This window comes from Tateyamaria armeniaca (assembly GCF_045797845.1).
Classification (GTDB): domain Bacteria; phylum Pseudomonadota; class Alphaproteobacteria; order Rhodobacterales; family Rhodobacteraceae; genus Tateyamaria; species Tateyamaria armeniaca.
Map to the genome: position 1 here is coordinate 4,020,191 of NZ_JBHDIY010000002.1, position 19,341 is coordinate 4,039,531.

The 19,341-nt window shown below is 61.0% G+C and carries 22 protein-coding genes; 9 read left to right on the forward strand and 13 right to left on the reverse strand.

Features of this window, described 5'->3' with window-relative positions; all coding sequences use genetic code 11:
- Positions 1–154 precede the first annotated feature (154 nt).
- Genes ACERZ8_RS20365 through rbsK form a run of 4 tightly spaced genes read left to right on the forward strand, consistent with a single transcriptional unit; the run spans position 155 to position 3,220 of the window.
- On the forward strand, positions 155–1,192 hold the full coding sequence (locus ACERZ8_RS20365) for an ABC transporter ATP-binding protein (RefSeq protein ID WP_407594005.1): 1,038 nt from the start codon (positions 155–157) through the stop codon (positions 1,190–1,192).
- Between the two features lie 5 nt (positions 1,193–1,197).
- Positions 1,198–1,851, forward strand: a complete 654-nt coding sequence (locus ACERZ8_RS20370) for an SGNH/GDSL hydrolase family protein (RefSeq protein WP_407594007.1) — start codon at positions 1,198–1,200, stop codon at positions 1,849–1,851.
- Positions 1,852–1,866: 15 nt separating this feature from the next.
- Complete coding sequence (locus ACERZ8_RS20375) at positions 1,867–2,313, forward strand: RbsD/FucU family protein (protein WP_407594008.1); 447 nt, start codon at positions 1,867–1,869, stop codon at positions 2,311–2,313.
- Positions 2,303–3,220 carry a ribokinase gene (rbsK, locus tag ACERZ8_RS20380; protein ID WP_407594009.1) on the forward strand — a complete coding sequence of 306 codons (918 nt, stop codon included), beginning with the start codon at positions 2,303–2,305 and terminating at the stop codon, positions 3,218–3,220. Before ACERZ8_RS20375 ends, rbsK begins: the two co-directional genes overlap by 11 nt.
- On the opposite strand, the gene ACERZ8_RS20385 is transcribed toward rbsK, so the two are convergent.
- The 10 genes from ACERZ8_RS20385 to ACERZ8_RS20430 form a co-directional block, all read right to left on the reverse strand.
- A complete protein-coding gene (locus tag ACERZ8_RS20385; RefSeq protein WP_407594010.1) occupies positions 3,217–4,140 on the reverse strand; it encodes an SMP-30/gluconolactonase/LRE family protein in 924 nt (307 codons plus the stop codon). The genes rbsK and ACERZ8_RS20385 overlap by 4 nt on opposite strands.
- 20 nt (positions 4,141–4,160) lie before the next feature.
- A complete protein-coding gene (locus tag ACERZ8_RS20390) occupies positions 4,161–5,105 on the reverse strand; it encodes a 2-hydroxyacid dehydrogenase (RefSeq protein WP_407594011.1) in 945 nt (314 codons plus the stop codon).
- Positions 5,106–5,155: 50 nt separating this feature from the next.
- Positions 5,156–5,869: a cytochrome b561 domain-containing protein gene (locus ACERZ8_RS20395; protein WP_407594012.1), complete on the reverse strand. Its 714-nt coding sequence runs from the start codon at positions 5,867–5,869 to the stop codon at positions 5,156–5,158.
- Positions 5,869–6,804: a carbohydrate ABC transporter permease gene (locus ACERZ8_RS20400; RefSeq protein WP_407594014.1), complete on the reverse strand. Its 936-nt coding sequence runs from the start codon at positions 6,802–6,804 to the stop codon at positions 5,869–5,871. Before ACERZ8_RS20400 ends, ACERZ8_RS20395 begins: the two co-directional genes overlap by 1 nt.
- Entirely contained in the window at positions 6,804–7,715 is a 912-nt protein-coding gene (locus ACERZ8_RS20405) for a carbohydrate ABC transporter permease (RefSeq protein WP_407594015.1), read from the reverse strand. The genes ACERZ8_RS20400 and ACERZ8_RS20405 overlap by 1 nt, the downstream gene beginning before the upstream one ends.
- 65 nt (positions 7,716–7,780) lie before the next feature.
- A complete protein-coding gene (locus ACERZ8_RS20410) occupies positions 7,781–8,062 on the reverse strand; it encodes a hypothetical protein (protein WP_407594016.1) in 282 nt (93 codons plus the stop codon).
- On the reverse strand, positions 8,062–8,451 hold the full coding sequence (locus ACERZ8_RS20415; protein ID WP_407594017.1) for an extracellular solute-binding protein: 390 nt from the start codon (positions 8,449–8,451) through the stop codon (positions 8,062–8,064). The genes ACERZ8_RS20410 and ACERZ8_RS20415 overlap by 1 nt, the downstream gene beginning before the upstream one ends.
- Positions 8,417–9,109 carry an ABC transporter substrate-binding protein gene (locus ACERZ8_RS20420; RefSeq protein ID WP_407594019.1) on the reverse strand — a complete coding sequence of 231 codons (693 nt, stop codon included), beginning with the start codon at positions 9,107–9,109 and terminating at the stop codon, positions 8,417–8,419. The genes ACERZ8_RS20415 and ACERZ8_RS20420 overlap by 35 nt, the downstream gene beginning before the upstream one ends.
- A gap of 134 nt (positions 9,110–9,243) precedes the next feature.
- Positions 9,244–10,332 carry an ABC transporter ATP-binding protein gene (locus ACERZ8_RS20425; RefSeq protein ID WP_407594020.1) on the reverse strand — a complete coding sequence of 363 codons (1,089 nt, stop codon included), beginning with the start codon at positions 10,330–10,332 and terminating at the stop codon, positions 9,244–9,246.
- A gap of 96 nt (positions 10,333–10,428) precedes the next feature.
- A complete protein-coding gene (locus ACERZ8_RS20430; RefSeq protein ID WP_407594021.1) occupies positions 10,429–11,472 on the reverse strand; it encodes a LacI family DNA-binding transcriptional regulator in 1,044 nt (347 codons plus the stop codon).
- Between the two features lie 208 nt (positions 11,473–11,680).
- Here ACERZ8_RS20430 and ACERZ8_RS20435 point away from each other — a divergent pair, with 208 nt between their 5' ends.
- From ACERZ8_RS20435 to ACERZ8_RS20455, 5 genes are read left to right on the forward strand one after another with little or no spacing between them, the layout of a single operon-like run.
- Positions 11,681–12,334: an ABC transporter ATP-binding protein gene (locus ACERZ8_RS20435; protein WP_407594023.1), complete on the forward strand. Its 654-nt coding sequence runs from the start codon at positions 11,681–11,683 to the stop codon at positions 12,332–12,334.
- Positions 12,331–13,395 carry an ABC transporter permease gene (locus tag ACERZ8_RS20440; RefSeq protein ID WP_407594024.1) on the forward strand — a complete coding sequence of 355 codons (1,065 nt, stop codon included), beginning with the start codon at positions 12,331–12,333 and terminating at the stop codon, positions 13,393–13,395. The genes ACERZ8_RS20435 and ACERZ8_RS20440 overlap by 4 nt, the downstream gene beginning before the upstream one ends.
- Positions 13,365–14,705 (forward strand): FtsX-like permease family protein, encoded by a 1,341-nt coding sequence (locus tag ACERZ8_RS20445; protein ID WP_407594025.1) that lies wholly within the window; start codon positions 13,365–13,367, stop codon positions 14,703–14,705. The genes ACERZ8_RS20440 and ACERZ8_RS20445 overlap by 31 nt, the downstream gene beginning before the upstream one ends.
- The gene (locus ACERZ8_RS20450) at positions 14,695–15,738 is read left to right on the forward strand and encodes a lipocalin-like domain-containing protein (RefSeq protein ID WP_407594026.1); all 1,044 of its coding nucleotides are present in this window, start codon (positions 14,695–14,697) and stop codon (positions 15,736–15,738) included. Before ACERZ8_RS20445 ends, ACERZ8_RS20450 begins: the two co-directional genes overlap by 11 nt.
- A complete protein-coding gene (locus tag ACERZ8_RS20455) occupies positions 15,731–16,285 on the forward strand; it encodes a pyridoxamine 5'-phosphate oxidase family protein (protein WP_407594028.1) in 555 nt (184 codons plus the stop codon). The genes ACERZ8_RS20450 and ACERZ8_RS20455 overlap by 8 nt, the downstream gene beginning before the upstream one ends.
- A 55-nt stretch (positions 16,286–16,340) precedes the next feature.
- Here the strand turns inward: ACERZ8_RS20455 and ACERZ8_RS20460 are convergent, their stop codons facing one another.
- The 3 genes from ACERZ8_RS20460 to ACERZ8_RS20470 form a co-directional block, all read right to left on the reverse strand.
- The gene (locus ACERZ8_RS20460) at positions 16,341–17,372 is read right to left on the reverse strand and encodes an extracellular solute-binding protein (protein ID WP_407594029.1); all 1,032 of its coding nucleotides are present in this window, start codon (positions 17,370–17,372) and stop codon (positions 16,341–16,343) included.
- Between the two features lie 118 nt (positions 17,373–17,490).
- Positions 17,491–17,871: a VOC family protein gene (locus ACERZ8_RS20465; protein ID WP_407594030.1), complete on the reverse strand. Its 381-nt coding sequence runs from the start codon at positions 17,869–17,871 to the stop codon at positions 17,491–17,493.
- Between the two features lie 58 nt (positions 17,872–17,929).
- Positions 17,930–19,270, reverse strand: coding sequence for an MmgE/PrpD family protein (locus tag ACERZ8_RS20470; protein WP_407594031.1), 1,341 nt, complete (start codon positions 19,268–19,270; stop codon positions 17,930–17,932).
- Between the last annotated feature and the right edge of the window lie 71 nt (positions 19,271–19,341).

Genomic DNA, 19,341 nt, shown 5'->3' on the forward strand with positions numbered 1-19,341 from the left:
AACTTATACTTATGAATAGGCTGTGCCTGAACGCTCCCCACGAAGTTACGAGTATGGTCGATCCTTACCCCAAGTCAACTGAACTCGTCGCTTGGGCGTGGACAGTGCAAACCGCATTGTCTAGCATCGACAATTGAGGTGGGGAAATCCGTTTATGGCAGGCGTCAAGATACAAGACATCCGCAAGTCCTATGGCGCGCTTGAGGTGATCCATGGACTGAATGTCGACATTTCCGATGGAGAGTTCGTGGCCCTTGTCGGCCCGTCGGGATGTGGCAAATCCACCCTCTTGCGGATGATCGCAGGCCTTGAACCCATCGACGGCGGCACCATCGCCATCGGGGACCGGGTCGTGAACAACCTGCCCCCGTCGCAGCGCGATATCGCCATGGTGTTTCAGACCTACGCCCTTTACCCACACAAATCCGTGGCCGAAAACATGGGCTTTGCCCTAAAGGTTTCGGGCACCCCGCGCGCCGACATCGACCGCCGGGTCAGGGAGGCGGCCGAGATCCTCAGCCTGACGGACTACCTTGATCGCAAGCCGCGCCACCTGTCGGGCGGCCAGCGCCAGCGCGTCGCCATGGGCCGTGCCATTGTGCGCGATCCGGACGTGTTCCTGTTTGATGAACCCCTGTCCAACCTCGACGCCAAGTTGCGCATACAGATGCGTACGGAAATCAAGGAACTGCATCAGCGCCTCAAGACCACAACCGTTTTCGTCACCCACGACCAGATCGAGGCGATGACGCTGGCCGACCGTATCGTCGTCATGCAGGGCGGCAAGATCGAACAGATCGGCACGCCGCTTGAGCTTTATGACAACCCGATCAACGATTTTGTCGCAACCTTCATCGGTGCCCCGTCGATGAACCTGCTGATGGCCGAGCGCAAGGACGGCACAGTCACCCTAGGGCCCCAGACCGTGGCGGGCCCCGATGGAACCGGCAAGGTCAAGCTGGGCGTGCGCCCCGAACACCTGATCCTTGCCGAAGACGGCATTCCGATGCAGGTCAAGGTCGTCGAACCCACGGGGGCTGAAACCATGGTGTTCCTGCGCTTTGAGGGACAGGACGTGACAGCCGTTTTTCGCGAGCGGCACAGCTTCTCTCCGGGCGAAACCATCCACCTCAAGCCGGACCCCGACCACATACACATGTTTGACGCCGAAACCGGCCAGCGCTTGGATTAGGCGCAATGGCCCCCCGCTCCCTCTTGTGTTTCGGTGACAGCAACACCCACGGCACATTGGCCATGCGCCATATGGGGGATCGCAGGCGACTGGCCAAACCAGAACGCTGGACGTCCGTGATGGGTGAGGCCCTTGGCCCCGAGTGGAACGTGATCGCCGAAGGGCATCCGGGCCGCACCACGGTGTTCGAAGACCCGATTGAGGGCGTACACAAAAGCGGCCTGCGCGCCCTGCCCGCCCTGCTGGAAAGCCATCGGCCCCTCGATCTGGTCCTGATCATTCTGGGCACCAACGACCTCAAGGCGCGCTTTGGCCTCACCGCCTTTGACATCGCACTGGGCGTGCAGCGGCTGGCGCTGGATACGCGCCGCTCTGACAGCGGACCGGACGGTCAGCCGCCAAAGGTGATGCTGGTGGCGCCTGTGGCCGCGCTGGAATCCGGGTGTCTCGCACCCATCTTTGAAGGCTGCGCGCCAAAGTCCGCGGCCTTGCCGGGTCACCTTGGCCAGATCGCTGCGGCCAATGATCTTGGCTTTGTCGATCTCAACGCGGTGGCACAGGTCGATCCGCTCGATGGCATTCATCTGGATGCTCAGGCGCACGCTGCCATCGGCACCCACGTGGCGCAGGCGGTGACGGAATTCATGACGCAAGACTGAACAGGAGGACGCAACATGCTCAAGGGAATTGATCCGATACTGAACGCCGATGTGCTCTATGCACTGAGGGCCATGGGGCATGGCGATGATCTAATCATTGCGGATACGAACTTTCCCTCTGACAGCGTCGCTCGCGAAACCGTGTTGGGTCAGGTGCTGCGCATCGACCGCCCCGCCGCCGAGGTGGTCAGGGCGGTCCTGTCCGTCTACCCCATCGACACCTTCGTCGATGACGCCGCGGCCCGGATGGAAGTCGTGGGCGAGCCTGACACCATTCTGCCGGTGATGGAGGAGGTGCAGGCGCAGGTCAGTGCCGTGGACGGGCCCCAGATGATCGGTGTCGAACGCTATGCCTTTTACGACCGGGCCAAGCAGGCCTATGCCGTGATCCAGACGGGCGAGCGGCGATTTTACGGCTGTTTTGCACTGCGCAAGGGCGTCGTCCCACCGGATGTGGCGTAAGATGGGCAAGGTCGTCATCCTCGGCGTTTTTGTCGCCGATACTGCCTATCGCGCCGCGCGCATGCCGCGGATGGGCGAGACGGTCATGGGCACCTCCTTTGCCCTCGGGCCCGGTGGGAAGGGATCAAATCAGGCCGTGGCCTGTGCCCGGATCGGGGCCGACACCCACATAATCTCAAAACTCGGTCAGGATGATTTTGGCAAGCTGGCCCTTGATACGTGGGCCGAAGCCGGTGTGACCCCGCATGCGCAACAGCACGCGGACAGCTATACCGGTGCGGCCTTTATCTTTGTGGATGATGCGACGGGCGACAATGCCATCATCGTCTCGCCCGGAGCTGCGGCGCTGATCACTGCCGCCGACATCGACGCCCATATCGATCTGATCGAAGGGGCGGATGTCTTTGTCACCCAGCTTGAACAGCCCATGGACGCTGCGATGCGCGCCCTTGAGGTTGCGCGCGCCGCAGGTGTCACCACTGTTCTGAACCCAGCACCTGCGGCACCCCTGCCGGACGGAATGCTTGCCTTGTGCGACTACGTGACCCCCAACGAAACCGAATGCGAGGCACTGACCGGCATGGCGGTTGAGTCTGCGTCCGATGCAGAACGCGCCTGCGCCGTCTTGCGGGATCTGGGTGTGAAAACCCCGATCATCACCATGGGCGAACAGGGCGCATATCTGGACGGGCACGGGTTGGTTCCAGCGGTCAATGCAGGGCCAGTCGTGGAAACCACCGGTGCGGGCGATGCGTTCAACGGCGCTTTTGCAGCGGCACTGTCCGAAGGGCGCACGCCGCTTGAGGCGGTACAATATGGCTGTGCAATGGCCGGGCTGTCAGTGACCAAGGCCGGAACGGCCCCGGCAATGCCGAGCCGCGCGAAAGTCGATGCCCTGCTGACCTAGCGCGCGCCGTTCACGTTCAGAAACACGGAATAAAGCGAGGTCGTCCCGGTGATGAACAGCCGGTTCAGCTTTGGCCCGCCAAAACAGACGTTCGACACGATTTCAGGGATATGCACCTTGCCGATCAGAGTGCCGTCCGTGTCGATGCAATGCACGCCGTCCTCGGCAGAAGTCCAGATGCGCCCGTCGCGATCAAAGCGAAACCCGTCGAACAGGCCCGCCGTACACTCTGCAAAAACCGTGCCACCTGTCAGCGAGCGTCCATCCGCACTGACGGTGTGGCGGCGGATATGCTTGGGGCCACCTTCGTCATGGGTCGCGCCGGTGTCGGCAATGAACAACTCGGATCTGTCCGGGGAAAAGGCAAGGCCGTTTGGCTTGACGTAGTCCGTAGTGACTTGTGTCAGACCTTCGGTCTCGGGGTCCCAGCGATAGACGTGGCAGGCCCCGATCTCGCTTTCTGCCCGCTCGCCCTCGTAGTCCATGAGGATGCCATAGCTGGGATCTGTGAACCAGACGGACCCGTCCGATTTCACCACCACGTCGTTGGGGGAATTGAGCCGCTTGCCCTCGAAACTGTCTGCCAGAACTTTGATCGAGCCATCGAATTCCGTGCGCGTCACGCGCCGCGTCAGGTGTTCGCAGGAAACAAGGCGACCGTGATTGTCGACCGTGTGGCCGTTGGAATTGTTGGACGGTTCGCGGAAGACAGACACCGACCCGTCCGTTTCATCCCAGCGCATCATCCGGTTGTTGGGGATGTCCGACCACACCAGATACCGCCCGGCGGCAAAATACGCAGGCCCCTCGACCCAGCGCCCGCCCGTCCACAACCGCTCGACCTTCACGTGGCCGATGAAACAGGCCTCGAACCGGGGATCGAGCACTTCGAAACCGGTGCCTTCAATGGTGCCAAACATAGGTCCCTCCCTGCGCCGGATCAGTTGACGGGTGTCAACAGCGGCTTACCGGCAAAATAGGCTGCAAGGTTGTCACGTTGCAACTGCCCCATGATCTTGCGCGTCTGGACGGTACCAGACGACTGGTGCGGGGACAGCAGCACATTGTCGAGCGCCATGAACCGGGCATCAATGTCGGGTTCGTTCAGAAACACATCCAGTGCCGCCTTGCCCAATGCGCCACTTTCAAGGGCTGCGAGCAACGCGCCCTCATCCACCGTTGTCCCGCGCGATGCGTTGACCAGCAGACCGTTTGGACCCAGCGCTGCAATCGCTTCGGCGCCGACGATCCCAACCGTTTCCGGCCCGCCCGAAACGCAGATGATCAGACTGTCGACCGCGCCTGCAAGGCTGACGATATCGCTGTGATGGGTCCAGCCGGGTGTGTCCTTGGGTTGCCGCGCAAAGTAATGCAGATCGCACCCAAACGGCACAAGGCGATCGGCCACCGCCCGACCGATGCGGCCCAGCCCCACGATCCCGACACGACTGCCCGACACCTTGCTTTGCAGCCCATAGGCCCCGTTTTTGGCCCAGTTGCCCGACCTGATCCAGTCCGACGCGCCGATCATACCGCGCGAGGCCGCAATCAACATACCCACGGCCAGATCGGCCACATCCTCGGTCAGCACATCGGGGGTATTGGTGACCTTGATGCCGCGCGATGTGGCGTGGGCCACATCAATCGTGTCAAAACCGACCCCGTAATTGGCGATCATCCCCAGCTTTGGAAAGGCGTCCATGATCCGGGCATCCAGCGCGTCATGGCCCTTGAACGCAAACGCTTCGACTGTCTGGAACGCCTTGGCCGGAAGGCTGTCCAGGGATGCGCCGTGGGGCAGGTTGTAGACTTGGTATTCGGCCTCCATCGGCGCAGCATCCCAGTCGTCATAGGTTTCAAAAGTCAGGATGGGTTTCTTGGTCATGGATATTCCGTTTCTTGGTCGGGGACTGCCGCGACATCCCGCATGAGGGGTCAGTGATTGCGGATGCGGTTCATCTGGTTATGAAGCGTGGCACGCGTGTCCGCAGTGTTTCCGGGATGAGCCGGATCGTCGCCCCAGATCGCTTGATAGCTTGGCACCGCCATACCGCGCCGTTCAAAGATGACGCTACACGCCACCAGCCCGGCCCACCACAGCACCAGCACAATCCACATCCAGTTGGGCCCGTTGGCGTGCAACAGACCGTAGATGATGGTGACGGCCCCCAGCACAAGGACGCCGTAGCCGATGGATTTGTGCAGCGTCTCAAACGCGCGTCTGCGTGGGGTCATGTCATAGTGATCACCACTGAGCGTACCGTCATCCGCACGCGCCGTCGGCCCGCCCTTGCTGCCCCGAAACAGGCCCAAAAGAACCTGAATGACCAGTGCGACCAGGACAACAAGACCAAGGATGCCGTGCACGTTCGGTTCGGCCCATTGCAACGGCAGCACCAGAACAAGGGCAGTCACCGACAGGCCCATAACCACCATCTGCCCGATCCAATGGGCGCGCCACCATGTCTGGTTGTCCAGTTCGCGCGGCCAGTCCTGACCGGGCATCACTTTGAAATAACGGGCAAACACCACGGCGAGCGGGGCCAAGATGCCCCAGGCCAGCACCATGAAGCGCCCGTGCCAGGCGACGGAAAACCCCACCGCGTGCGGTGCCGCCGCATCAATCGGAGAGAGGAGCCATTCCCACATCAGCCCTTGACCGCACCGGCTGTCATGCCTGTGATAATCTGGCGCGACGCAAACAGCGTGAAGATGATGGGTGGTATCGCCAGCAGCATTCCCGTCGCCATGATCACACCCCATTCGACGTTGAATTCGGACATGTTGTTCACGATCAGGATCGGCACGGTGCGCGTGTCCCGGTCCGACAGGGCCGAGGCCAGCAGATATTCGTTCCACGCGATCCGAAACGTAAAGATCGCCGCTGCCGCCAGACCCGGCTTGATCAGCGGCAGAACCACTTTGAAAAACACCTGAAACGGCCCTGCCCCATCGACGCGCGCGGCCTCTTCCAGACTGCGGGGGATCTGGACAATGAAACTTTGCAAGATCCATATCACGAAGGGCAGGTTCATCGCGACATAGATCAGGATGATCCCACCATGGGTGCCGGCAAGGCAGACATCGCCGCGGCCCCCGAAGGTGTCGCGGATCGCGCCACCGATCAGGCCGTCGCGGTCCAGACAGAATTCATTGTTCCACAGGCCAAACACCGGCACCAGAAGCACCGCAGGCGGCACCATGCGCACCATCAGCGTGGACAGCGAAACTGTATCGCGCCCCATGAACCGGAAGCGCACCAGCGCATAGGCCGCCATGCATCCGATCACCAGCGTCAACACTGTCGAAATCAGCGCGATGATCAGTGAGTTGATAAAGGCTCCACCGAATTTCAGCGAACAGAAATCGACGTGATCCGGTTCGTACCACAGCACATCGCACAGCGCCTTTTCGTAGTTCTGGATGGTGGGCAGAAAGATCAGGCCCGACCCGCCCGAGATGATGTCCACATCCAGCTTGAATGAGTTCATCAGCATCAGAATGACAGGGCCAACGGACATGAAAACAAGCAGGGCGATGACGGCGTAAAAGGCCGGGTTGGTTTTTGTGTTGGGGGCAGACATCAGAGGTCCTCCTCCACAGCGGCCTGAATCCGTTGCGCGCGCGCCTCTTGCCAGCGGTTGAAGGCGAACATGGCCACCGTCAAAAGCAACAGCAGCATCAGCAGGTAATTCGACATGGCCGCAGCCACACCCAATTCGCGGAATTCAGTGGCCGTACGCGAAATGCGCAGGGCAAGGATTTCGGTGCTCAAGCCCGGCCCGCCCTCGGTCATGACAAGGATCACTTCGAGGACCTTAAACGCATCAATCAGGCGCAGCAGGGCTGTGACGATCAGAACGGGCATCATCAGGGGCAGCTTGATATGGATGATCTGCTGCCAAGCGGTTGCGCCATCAATGCGCGCAGCCTCGAGAGCAGAGCGCGGCAGCGATTGCAAAGCGGCCAGCGCAAGGATGAAGATGAACGGCGTCCATTGCCAGATGTCAGCGATGATGATCGACATCAGGGCATGATCGCCCAGCCAGTCCACGCGCGGCAGACCAAGGCTGTCCAGTGTACGATTAAAGGTGCCGACCGTGGGATGGTACATGTAGCGCCACATCAGGCCCACAACGACCGGTGCAATCATCATCGGCAGAATGAACATGGTGCGCAGAACAGAGATGCCGCGAATATCACGGTCCAGCAGGAGTGCAAGCCCCACGCCGATGAACATTTCGATGGTCACAACAAAAAAGGCGAATTTCAGTGTGACGGTCAGGCTTTCATGGAAGTTCGGGTCACCCAAAAGGGTGATGTAGTTCTTCAGCCCGACAAACTCGGCCTCGCCGATGGTCTGGCTCGGGTTCCAGTCCCGAAAACTGCCCCAGATCATGTAGCCCAGCGGGTACATCAGCGCGAGCGCCATGATGACGATGGCGGGCGCCATGAACATGTAGGGTGTCAGCCGATTGGGTAGCCCCGTGCGCATGACAAATCTTTCGTGTCAGGTGAAGGGTGCGCGTGCAAAGGAGGCCCTCTGCACGCGCCGCTTGCTTACTGCCAGGTGTAGTAGCCGGCGTCGTCCATGACGGCCCGCGTCCGCTCGGCCACGCCATCCAACGCTTCCTGAATGTCGAGACCTTCAGTCAGAACCTTGGACATGGTGGTGCCGATGTCGGCGTTGATCTTGCCCCAGACGGGGATGATCGGACGCCAGTCAGGGTCAGCATATTGCAGCGCTTCGCCAAAGGTCGCCGAGAAGGGATACTTCTCGTTCAGGCCCGCATCCTGATAGGTCGAGAACCGCGAGGGGTTGCCGCCTTCCATGGCCACCATCAAGTCACCTTTTTCGAGGTGAGCCACTGCATCAGCAGGAATGCCGCTTCCTTGTTTTCAGCGTTCTTGGGGATGGCAATGCCGAACCCGCCTGTCTGGCTGCCACGGCGCACACCTTTGGGGTGCATCGCATAGCCGACCTTGCCAGCAACAGAGGACCGCTCAGGATCTTCAAAGCCGGGCATGAAGGCGATGGAGTCCATGAACATCGCCGCATCACCGTTCGAAAAGGCGTTGGCCGCCTCGGAGGGACCAAAGCTCATCGCGCCTTCCGGACCGCAATCCACGATGGTTTTCAGTGCGTTGGCGGCAGCGACACCTGCTTCGTTGTTGATGATGGGGTTCCACGCATCGTCAAAGACGCGGCCGCCCAGAGGGGCGAGGTGCAACAGGAACGCGTGGCTCGCCTCGGTGGCCAGAGGCCGCGCGCGATGCCATGCCGCCCATGCCGGGCTCAAGCTCGGGAATTTTGCAGGCCGCATCCAGAAGCTGATCATAGGTCTCTGGCTTGGCGATGCCGTGCTTTTCAAAGATGTCCTTGCGATAGGCGAGAACGGATGTTTCGGAGCCAAATGGGATGCCGAACAGCGATCCCGTCGGACCCGGCAGATAGCCTTTGGTCCCGCCTGCAACGCCGATGTTCTGCACATAGCCGTCGATCAGGTCGTCCGCGTCATAGTTGGGGTCGGCCAGTTTGGGGTTCATGAAAAACTTTGCGAGGTTTTCGAGCTGATCCGCAAACACATAGTCGGCCTTGGAAAACACGACGTAGGAAATCAGGTCATATTCGCCTTCGTCCTGCGCCAGTTCCAGCGTTTGCCGCTCGCGCATTTTTAGGTAGGGCAATTGGTCGACCTCGACTTCGATGCCGGTTTCCTTGGTGAATTCCGGCAGCACCTTGATCGCCGCGTTATAGTGCGGGTGCGCGGGGAAGTTCACGATCAGCGTCGTGCCCTCGTATTCCGCATAAGGGTTGGCGAATGCAGCCCCTGCCATGAGTGCTGCGGTCGTCAGACCAACAGCCGTTGATTTCAATCCTTTAATCATCAGTTCCTCCCATTGAACTTTATGTGCGCGTTAAATCGCGGCTTTGGTTTGCGCGCTTTCAGCGCGACTTTTGGTTGCGCGCTTTCAGCGCGACTTTTGGTTGCGCGCTTACAGCGCGACTTTTGGTTGCGCGCTTACAGCGCGACTTCGCTTTTGCGATCAAACAGGTGCACACCACCCGGATTGACCGCGAATGTCAGGGTTTGGCCCAAGGCGACGGGCGTTTCGGAATTCAGCTCAACCATCACGCGGGCGGACCCGCATTTGCACAGCAACACCGATTGGGCGCCCACGTATTCCGAGACTTCGATGTCCAGCGTCAGTGACTTTTTCGGGTCTGCATTTTCATCAAAGCTGAGGTCCGAGGGGCGGATGCCCATGGTGATTTCCTTGCTTGAATGCGCGCGGGCCGTGGCCGCCTTTTCACCTTCAAGCTGCACGTCAAAGCCGTCTCCGGCGACGAACACATCCCCGTCCCGCTCGACGATTTCGCCGTTGAGAAAGTTCATCGGCGGCATGCCCATGAACCCGGCCACAAACTTGTTCACAGGGCGCTTGAACAATTCTTCGGGCGTGCCCTGCTGCTGGATGTAGCCGCCGTGCATGACGACAATGCGGTCCGCCAGCGTCATCGCCTCGATCTGGTCGTGGGTGACGTAGATCATGTTTTTCTGCACCCGCTGGCTCATCAGGGCAAGTTCGGCGCGCATCTGGCCGCGCAACTTGGCGTCGAGGTTGGACAGCGGTTCGTCAAAAAGGAAAATACCGCTGTCCTTGGCCAGTGCCCGCGCCATCGCGACCCGCTGGCGCTGGCCGCCCGACAGGGCACCGGGCTTGCGGGCCAGAAACTCGGTCAGGCCGACAGTGTCGGCCACTTCCCGCACTTTTTTGTCGATCTCGGCCTTGGGACGGCGCGCAAGGCGCAGCGCAAAGCTGATGTTCTGGGCGACGTTCATATGCGGGTAAAGCGCGTAATCCTGAAACACCATCGCAAGATCGCGGTCCTTGGGCTCCAGATGGCTGACGGGCTTGCCGTCAACGTAAATCTCGCCCTCGCTCACATCCTCTAGACCGGCAATCATCCGCAGGGTGGTTGATTTTCCGCAGCCGGACGGGCCCACAAGAACGGTGAACTCGTTGTCCGCCATCTCAAGTTCGATGCCATGCAGAACCTCGACATCGCCGTAGCGCTTGATCAGGTTTTCCAGATGAATCGTCGGCATATCGGCTCTCCCCCGACTTGTTACCGGTCACATTAGGCGATGTGACCGGTAACACAAGAAAAAAGTGTCATTGTCTTTTTCGGGGATGTTTCAGGTCTAGCCTTCGGTTTTCGTGCTTTCACGAAAGGCCAGTTCGACATCCACACTGACATGCCGGGGGGTCTCGTCTGCATCATCAGGCTGTGACAACAGGTCTGAAATCATCTGCCCCGCCGCCTGTCCGATGCGTTTGGGATCGACCTTCACCGTGCTGATCGTCGGCGTGGAAAAGCGTGACACTTCGAAATTGCCGAACCCAAGGATGCCGATGTCGCCCGGCACAGATTTACCTGCGCGGCGCAAGGCCGAACTCACCCCAAAGGCGGGGGCGTCAGATACGCAGAAAATGCAATCGGTGTCGGGATAACGCTCCAGAAGTGCCGGCACTGCGGCCGCCCCGTCTTCGATCGACAAGGGCGGTTTGCCCATCCGCAAAATGCGGTGACCGGACAGCCCGGCATCGTCCATCGCCTTGCTGAACCCCTTGCGCCGCGCCGCGCCGCGGGTCCAGTCGTCTTCGACCTCTCCCAGAAAGGCGATGTTGCGGTATCCGCGGGCAATCATGGCATGGGTCATCGCCTGCGCGGCGGCGACGTTTGAAAACCCGACTGTGTGCGCAATCGGCTCTTCGGGCCGCTCCCACAACTCGATCACGGGCACATTCGCGTCCCGCAGCAACTGGCCCGTGCGTTCGGTGTGTCCGTCGTAAGATAGCACAATCGCTTCGGGGCGACGGCGCAGCATGGTCTCGACCAGTTCTTCCTCGCGGTCGCGCTGATAGTTGGTATAGCCCAGTAAGACCTGTTGCCCGATCACCTCAAGTTCTTCGGTCAGCGCCTGCACCGTTTCGGCAAAGTGCAGGTTGTTCAGCGACGGGACCAGAACCGCGACAAAGCCCGAGCGTTTCGTGGTCAGACTGCCCGCCATCTGGTCGGGGACATAGTTCATCTTGCGCACAATCGACAGGATGTGTTCGCGGGTATCCTGCGACACCGGGCTGTCCTTTTTCAACGCCCGACTGACCGTCATCCGCGACACGCCAGCGGCCTGCGCCACGTCGCGCATGGTCACCGTCGATTGCGATTTCTGGGGCTTCTTCACGTGGTCCAACCATCAGATGTTATCGGTCACAGAATGCGGGACAGGTGGCAGCCATGCAAGGGTCCGTGGCATCCACGACGTGATGGCTGCGTGCGCGCTCTGCCAAATCGCCACATTGCCCGACCCGCCCGCATGGGCGAGGTTGCAACGCTGTGGCCTGTCAGTCTGCGTTTTGCGACATAGGTATGGCAAACCGGGGAGAGTTGCGTTGCTTAAGATCACGTCTGTCAAGAAATCTTACGGCGACAGCGATGCCAGGGTCCCGGTGTTGCGCGGTGTGAGCTTTGATCTGGCAAAGAGTCAGACACTTGCCCTGACCGGGGAATCGGGCAGCGGGAAAAGCACGTTGCTGCACATCGCCAGCGGGCTTGAGGCCCCGGATTCCGGGTCCGTTGACGTTCTCGGGCGCGACCTGACCCGTATGGATGACAGCGCGCGGGCCGCGTTCCGGCGCACCGAGATCGCATTGGTGTTCCAGCAGTTCAACCTGATCCCGTCGCTGACAGTCGCGGCCAATATCTCGTTTCAGGCCGCGCTTTCAGGCCGGGTCGATCAGGCCCATATCGATACTCTTGTGCAGGCTTTGGGCCTGTCAGAGCAGATGGCGAAATACCCCGAGGCCCTATCGGGCGGACAGCAGCAACGCGTGGCCATCGCCCGCGCGCTGGCGGCAAAGCCCAAGCTGATGCTCGCCGATGAACCCACGGGCAATCTGGATGAACAGACGGCAGATGCGGTTCTGGATCAGATGCTTGATCTTGTGGCCCAAAGTGATGCGGCATTGATGGTGGTCACCCATTCGCCAAAAGTGGCAGCACGAATGGACCGCACATTGCATCTGGCCGGTGGGCACATCCTATGATCCGCACGTGCCTTGTTGCCCTGTTGTCGCACTGGCGGCGCAATCCGATCCAGTTGTTCGCCTATCTGGCGGGTCTGGCCATTGCGACGGGCCTGTGGTCAGGCGTGCAGGCCATCAATTCCGAAGCCCGCGCGAGTTACGATGCTGCCGCTGCGACCCTCGGCGAAGGGCAATACGATCAGCTTGTGCCAAGGCTGGGGGACAGCATCCCGCAGGAGACGTTCATTTCCCTCAGGCGCGCCGGCTGGCTTGTATCGCCCGTGCTCGATGTCCAATTGGACGGTGTTCGCGTTGTCGGGATTGATCCTGTCACCTCGCCCACCGGCTTTGGGATGCTTACCGCACCCGAGGCGTCGGCATTCGCGCCGGGTGAAGACCCGCGCCTGTTTGCCAACAGTGAAACAGCGCGTGCGATAAGTGCAGACGCAACGATCATCATTGACGAAAACGTCGCCCCCGGCATCGCTTTGGGGGATGTCGGCGCGGTCCAACGCCTGTCCGGGCGCGATGATTTGTCCCGCCTTGTCGTTTTGCCGGAACAGCCGATAACGCAGCCGGACCTGAGCGTCATTGCCCCCGCGCTGCGCCTGCAACCATCACAACAAGTGGCAGATGTGGCCCAGTTGACCGACAGCTTCCATCTCAACCTCACTGCCTTCGGATTGCTCAGCTTTGCGGTGGGTCTATTCATTGTGCACAGCACCATCGGTCTGGCCTTTGAACAGCGGCGCGGCATGATCCGCACGATCCGGTCGCTGGGTGTGCCCTTGCGCACGCTGGTGACGTTGATCGTGGTTGAGATGCTGGTGCTGGCCGCCATCGGCGCGGTGATCGGCATCCTGCTGGGGTACCTGATGGCAGCACTTTTGTTGCCAGATGTCGCCGCCACTCTGCGCGGTCTTTACGGCGCGCAGGTGTCGGGCACGCTGGCGCTGCGACCGGAGTGGTGGCTGTCAGGCTTCTTGCTTGCCATGATGGGCACCGCTGCGGCGCTTGCCGGGCGCATTTGGCAAATTGCGCATATGCCGCTTTGGCAAGCGCGCGCCCCCGCGCATGGGTGATGTCGGGCGCGGCACGCTTTGGGGTGCAGGCATGGGCGGCCATCATCCTGCTGGGTCTTGCCGCTGCCTTGACGGTGTTTGCGGATGGTCTGATCCTTGTTTTTGCATTGCTCGGCTGCCTTCTTGTCGGCGGCGCGCTTGCCCTGCCCGTGCTCGCAGCGCGCGCGCTGGCGGTCTTTGAACGACGCGCCACGCGGCCCCTCTGGCAATGGTTCTGGGCCGACACGCGCCAGCAGCTTCCCGGTCTCAGCCTCGCGCTTATGGCGCTTCTGCTGGCGGTTTCGGCCAATGTCGGCGTCTCGACCATGGTGTCGAGCTTCCGGCTGACATTTGTGGGGTTTCTAGATCAACGCCTTGCCCCGGAACTGTTCATCCAGGTTGAAGACGAGGGGCAAAGTGCAGCACTCGAGACCTTCCTGAGAGGCGAAGGCATTGAGACGCTGCCGCTGCTGTCGGCCCCGACGCAAGTCCAGGGACGGCCCGCGCGCCTTTACGGGGTACGCGTCGGCCCGACCTATCGCGACAACTGGGTGTTTCTTGGGGCGCGTGCGGATGTCTGGGACCGGGTGCAACGCTCGGCGGCTGTGATTGCCAATGAACAGCTGGCGCGGCGCAGCGATCTTTGGGTCGGCGACAGGGTCGAGGTCGCGCCCGACCTCACTTTGCCAATTGCTGCCGTCGTCGGGGATTACGGCAACCCCGAAGGGCAGTTGGTGATGTCCGAAGACCTGTTTCGCACCCTCTATCCTGACAGCTACGCCACGCAATTCGGAATGCGCACCAAAGATGCCGCCGCCTTGCGCCAAAAGATCGTTCAGGACGTGGGTGTGCCAGACAATGCGATGATCGATCAGGCCGCAATCAAGGCAATGTCGCTTGAAGTGTTCGAACAGACATTCACCGTCACGGCCGCCTTGAACGTCCTCACGCTGGGGGTGGCCGCCTTCGCGATTCTGATGAGCCTTCTGACCCTTGCCGACCTGCGCGTGCCGCAGCTTGCCCCGGTCTGGGCTATGGGGGTGACGCGGCGGCGTCTGGGTCTGCTGGAGTTGCTGCGCGCCGTAGGTCTGGCCAGTCTGGTCTTCGTCTTTGCGATCCCACTGGGGCTGGCACTCGCATGGATTTTGCTGACGCTGGTCAACGTCGAGGCCTTTGGCTGGCAACTGCCGATGTTCCTGTTCCCCCTCGATTATCTGACCCTCGGGGCCTACGCGCTGATCGCGGTTGCACTGGCCGCCGCATGGCCTGCCCGCCGCCTGATCCGCACGCCGCCCGCCACGCTTTTGAAAGTGTTTGCCAATGAACGCTAGACTGATCCTCTTGTTCTGGCTGTGGCCGCTCAGCCTGTTTGCACAAGGGTTCTCGGGTCTCGGGTCTAATGCGGGTGCGGAATTTTCCAACCCCGCACCGAACCCTGCCTTCACCTTTCCCGCCGATCACGGGCCGCACCCGGATTACCGGATCGAATGGTGGTATCTGACCGCGACGTTGCAGGATGACGCCGGAACGCATTACGGATTACAATGGACGCTGTTTCGCACAGCGCTCGCCCCCGGCGAGGCCGAGGGTTGGAATTCGCCCCAGATCTGGTTCGCCCATGCCGCCGTTACCACGCCGGACGCGCACCTGGCCACAGAACGCTTTGCCCGCGGCGGCATCGGTCAGGCCGGGGTCGAGGCGTCACCGTTTCGTGCGTGGATCGACGATTGGGCGCTGGAAGGGCCGGACTTTGAAACCATGTCCCTGCGCGCGACGGGGCCGGATTTTGCGTATGTGATGGAACTTGAGGCACAAGGCCCGCTGATCTTTCACGGACAATACGGCTATTCCGTCAAATCCGCCGAGGGGCAGGCAAGTTACTACTATTCACAACCCTTCTTCGACATCGAAGGGACGCTGACGCTGCCCACCGGCGACATTGCAGTCAGCGGGCAGGCCTGGCTGGATCGGGAGTGGTCCTCGCAACCCCTAAGCGAGACGCAGGAAGGCTGGGACTGGTTTTCGCTGTCCTTTGATGACGGGGCCAAGCTGATGGGCTTCCAGTTGCGCCAGACCGATGGATCGACCTTCAGTTCAGCCACCTGGATCGAAGAAGACGGGACAACGACGCCTTACAGCGACGGGGCCTTCACTGCGCGCGCGCTGGCCAGCACGCAAGTCGCAGACCGCGATGTCCCGACCCGGTGGCACGTCACATTGCCGGATCGCGGCGTCAATGTGACGGTGGATGCGATGAACCCAAAGGCGTGGATGGACCTGTCGATCCCTTATTGGGAGGGGCCTGTGACCATCACCGGCAGCCATACGGGGCGCGGATATTTGGAGATGACAGGATATGAGTGATCCGAACGATCTGGGCGCATTTCTGGACGGCGCATGGCAGCACCTGACGCGCGGCGTGGCGGATGCCAGATCGCCCTCGCGCTATCCAACACTTGCCACGGTTTCGCCCGAGGGCTGGCCCGAGGCACGTACCGTCGCGCTGCGACAGGCGGTGCGATCCCGCGCCATGCTTGAGGTGCACACAGACGTCGAAACACCCAAAGTCGCTTCACTGCGCAAAGCGCCCCGCGCCCAATTCCACATCTGGATCCCCAAATCAGACTTGCAGATCCGGATCAGTACACATGTCGAGGTGCTGACCGGTGCGGACATCGAAGATCAATGGGCCAAGGTGCCGCCCGCATCGCGCGTGTCCTATGGCACCATGCCGATCCCGGGCACTGCCATTGCATCCGTCTATGACTATGAAAAACCGGCGGAGCGGAGCCGTTTTGCCGTGCTGCACTGCACGATGACCGAGATCGACCTGGTGCATCTGGGCCAAAGACATCGCCGCGCAGTCTATCGCGCAGAAACAGGGTGGCAAGGCACCTGGGTCGCACCATGAAAAAGGCCCGGACCATCAAGTCCGGGCCTTTCAATTTGCAATGCAAAGAAAAAGCTTATTGCCAGCCAACCGTGTTAAAGATGCGCTGTGCGGCCGGCACGTTCTTGGCCACTTCGCTCAGATCGACATCATCGGGTTTGAACAGGCCCAGTTGTGCGACGGACGGGCTGAGACCCACACCAGGCACCGCCGGATACTCGTCATTTCCGGCCGAGAAATACTGCTGCGCCTGATCGCTTGCGAGGTATTCCAGAAAGCGCACGGCGTTGTCACGGTTGGGGGCATGGGCCGCCACGCCGCCGCCTGACAGGTTCATGTGCGCGCCTTGCGCATTCTGGGACGGAAAGACCCAGCCGATATTTGCGCGCGCCTCTGCGGGCAGGCCATCGACGTCGGTGCGGATAGCGCGGGCAAAGTAATAGGTGTTCGAGATCGAGATCGCGCATTCCCCGGACACAAGCCCGCGCAACTGATCGGTGTCACCGCCCTGCGGTTTGCGGGCAAAGTTGTCGACCACGCCTTGTGCCCAGTCGCTTGCCGCGTCTTCACCCAGATGTTCGATGACCGAGGCCAGCAGTGTCTGGGAGTAGACGTTCGTGGACGACCGGTGGCAGACCATCCCCTGATAGGCCGGATCGGCAAGGGCTTCGTAGGTCTGCGGCGGGTTGGTCACTTCGGTCTTGTCGTAAAAGATGATCCGCGCACGCTGGCTGAACCCGAACCACTGGTTTTCGCTGTCTTGCAGATAGGCCGGGATGCGCGCCTCAAGCACGTCACTGTCCACGCTCTGCAGCACCCCTTCGGATTTGGCGCGCTCAAGGCGGGATGTGTCCACTGTCAGCAAAACGTCGGCGGGTGAATTGGCGCCTTCAGCCTGCATCCGGGCGATCAATTCGTCGCCGTTTCCTTCGATCCGGTTGATGGTGATCCCGGTGGCGTCGGTGAAATCCGAATACAGGCGTTCATCGGTGTCATAGTGGCGCGAGGAATAGAGGTTCAGCTCACCTTCGGCAGAGGCGGCGATGGGTCCAAGCGTGACCGCTGCGGTGGTCAATGCAGTCGTCAGAAAGAGAGATGGGCGGGACATGATAGCTCCAGATGAATATGTTTACTAAAACACTCAGATACTATTTCTGAACGCAACGCAAGTAACCTTAGTAATTTAGTCGGAAATAAATTCACCCATTGGTGAGATGCCGCTCACATCACCGGCTTTCGGTGAAATCGACGTGGATATGATTGCCGTCAGGATCCCAAATATTGAAGGCCACGATGCCCAGTTCGGCAATCCCTGATGTCTTGTAGGGCACGCCATGCGCGTTCAATCGCGCCTCGAACGCATCCACATCCGTTGCCCGCAGCGCAAAGTGTTCCAATTTGAGATCACCGTCAGACCCCGCACCCGGATCGCCGGAGACCTCGATCAGATGAACGATGGCCGCATCCCCGGCATAAAGCCACGCGCCGGGAAAGCCGAAGTCGGGGCGCGCGCCATTCTCAAGGCCCAGTATGTCGACATACCATGCGATCATCCTGTCCAGTTGCGCAGTGCGCAGGTTGACATGGTCGAGTTTGGTGATCCGCATTTTGTTTGCGCCCTTGTGTTCCCGCCCCATCTATTCAGCCATGACCTGAGGCGTCAAATCAGTCCTGGTCAGCGGGTGCATGCAGCAAGGACAACAGATCGCCAAAACGCGTGGTGGGATCCAGCAGCTTGGCCCGCATTCCCCAGATCGCCCTTTTGCGCGTCTCTGGCAGCGCGCCGGACATGGCGTGAAATTTGGCCTCGACCTCCGCCAGCGTCATGGGGGCCTCAGGCCCGCCACGCGCATGCGCGTCGCCCGAGGCCAGCACGCGCCCGTCGCGCAAGGTGAGCGTCACATCGGACCAGCGCCCCAGAGGGAAACGGCTGGAATGGCGCGCGTCTTCGGTCACTGTGATCCGAGGCAGGACATCGGCGACATCCGCATCGCACAGCCCTGCGCCTGACACATGTTCTGGCCCGATGCGCCCATGCACGGCCCGCACCGCAAGCGCAAAGCCAAGCGAATACTGCGCCTTTGACGTGGTATCGGGCATGCCCGCATAGAGCGAAGCGGCCTGCGCGAACGTGGTCACGTCGATGCGCGCAATATCATCGGCCACCAGAGCGTTGTCGTCCATCAATACCCCTAGCGCGTCGAGCGCCGCATGCGCCCAGCGACAGATCGGGTACGGCTTGATGTAATTCTGCGTGATGGTCCAGTTTTCACCAAGGTCCGCCCAATGCGGTGCCGCTTCGGGCGCTTCGAGCGTGATCGCCGGCGCGCCTTCGAACCCGTCTTCGGCCATCAGCGCCGACATACTCCCGACCAGCGCGCCCATGCCCGATCCATCATGAAGCATCGTCGGGTTGGCAATCTCGCGCATCATCTGGCTGCGCGGCCCGTGGTATTCGGCGATGCCGAGAGCGTGGCGCAACTGGCCAGCCTTCATGCCCCGCAACCGGCACCCGAGTGCCGCAACCCCCAGCGCGTTCCATGCCCCGGACGTGTGATAGTCGCTGACTGACGCATGCAGGGCGATCGCGGCACGCGCGGACAGCTCGTAGGACATGACCATTGCAACCAGTGCATCGCGCGCGCCGAGGTCCGGCATATGTTCAGCAAAGGCGCATAGACCCGGCACAACGGCGCACCCGATATGGCCTTTGGTCGGGTTGTATCCGTCATGGGCGTCCAGATTGTCGATCTGCGTGGCCAGCGCAAAGGACACACCGGGCACAGACGCGCGTCGCCCATCGAACAACAAAGTGGCGGCGTCACGTGGCGTTCCGGCAGCCATAAAACGCACGGCGTGATCCCGCGCGATCCGCGCAGGTGCCAGATCAACCGCGCCTGCGGCAACCCCCAGCGTGTCGATCAGCAGCGTGGCCGCCATCTTCATTGCCTCTTCGGGCGGAACAAACGGCCCAAGGGCGAAGGCGGCGATTTCGTCAAACGTCATACGTTCAGCGTGACCCGTCGGCCCTTGATGCGCTGTTCCTTTCCCGACGCGTGCACTGTCCGTTCGCGACG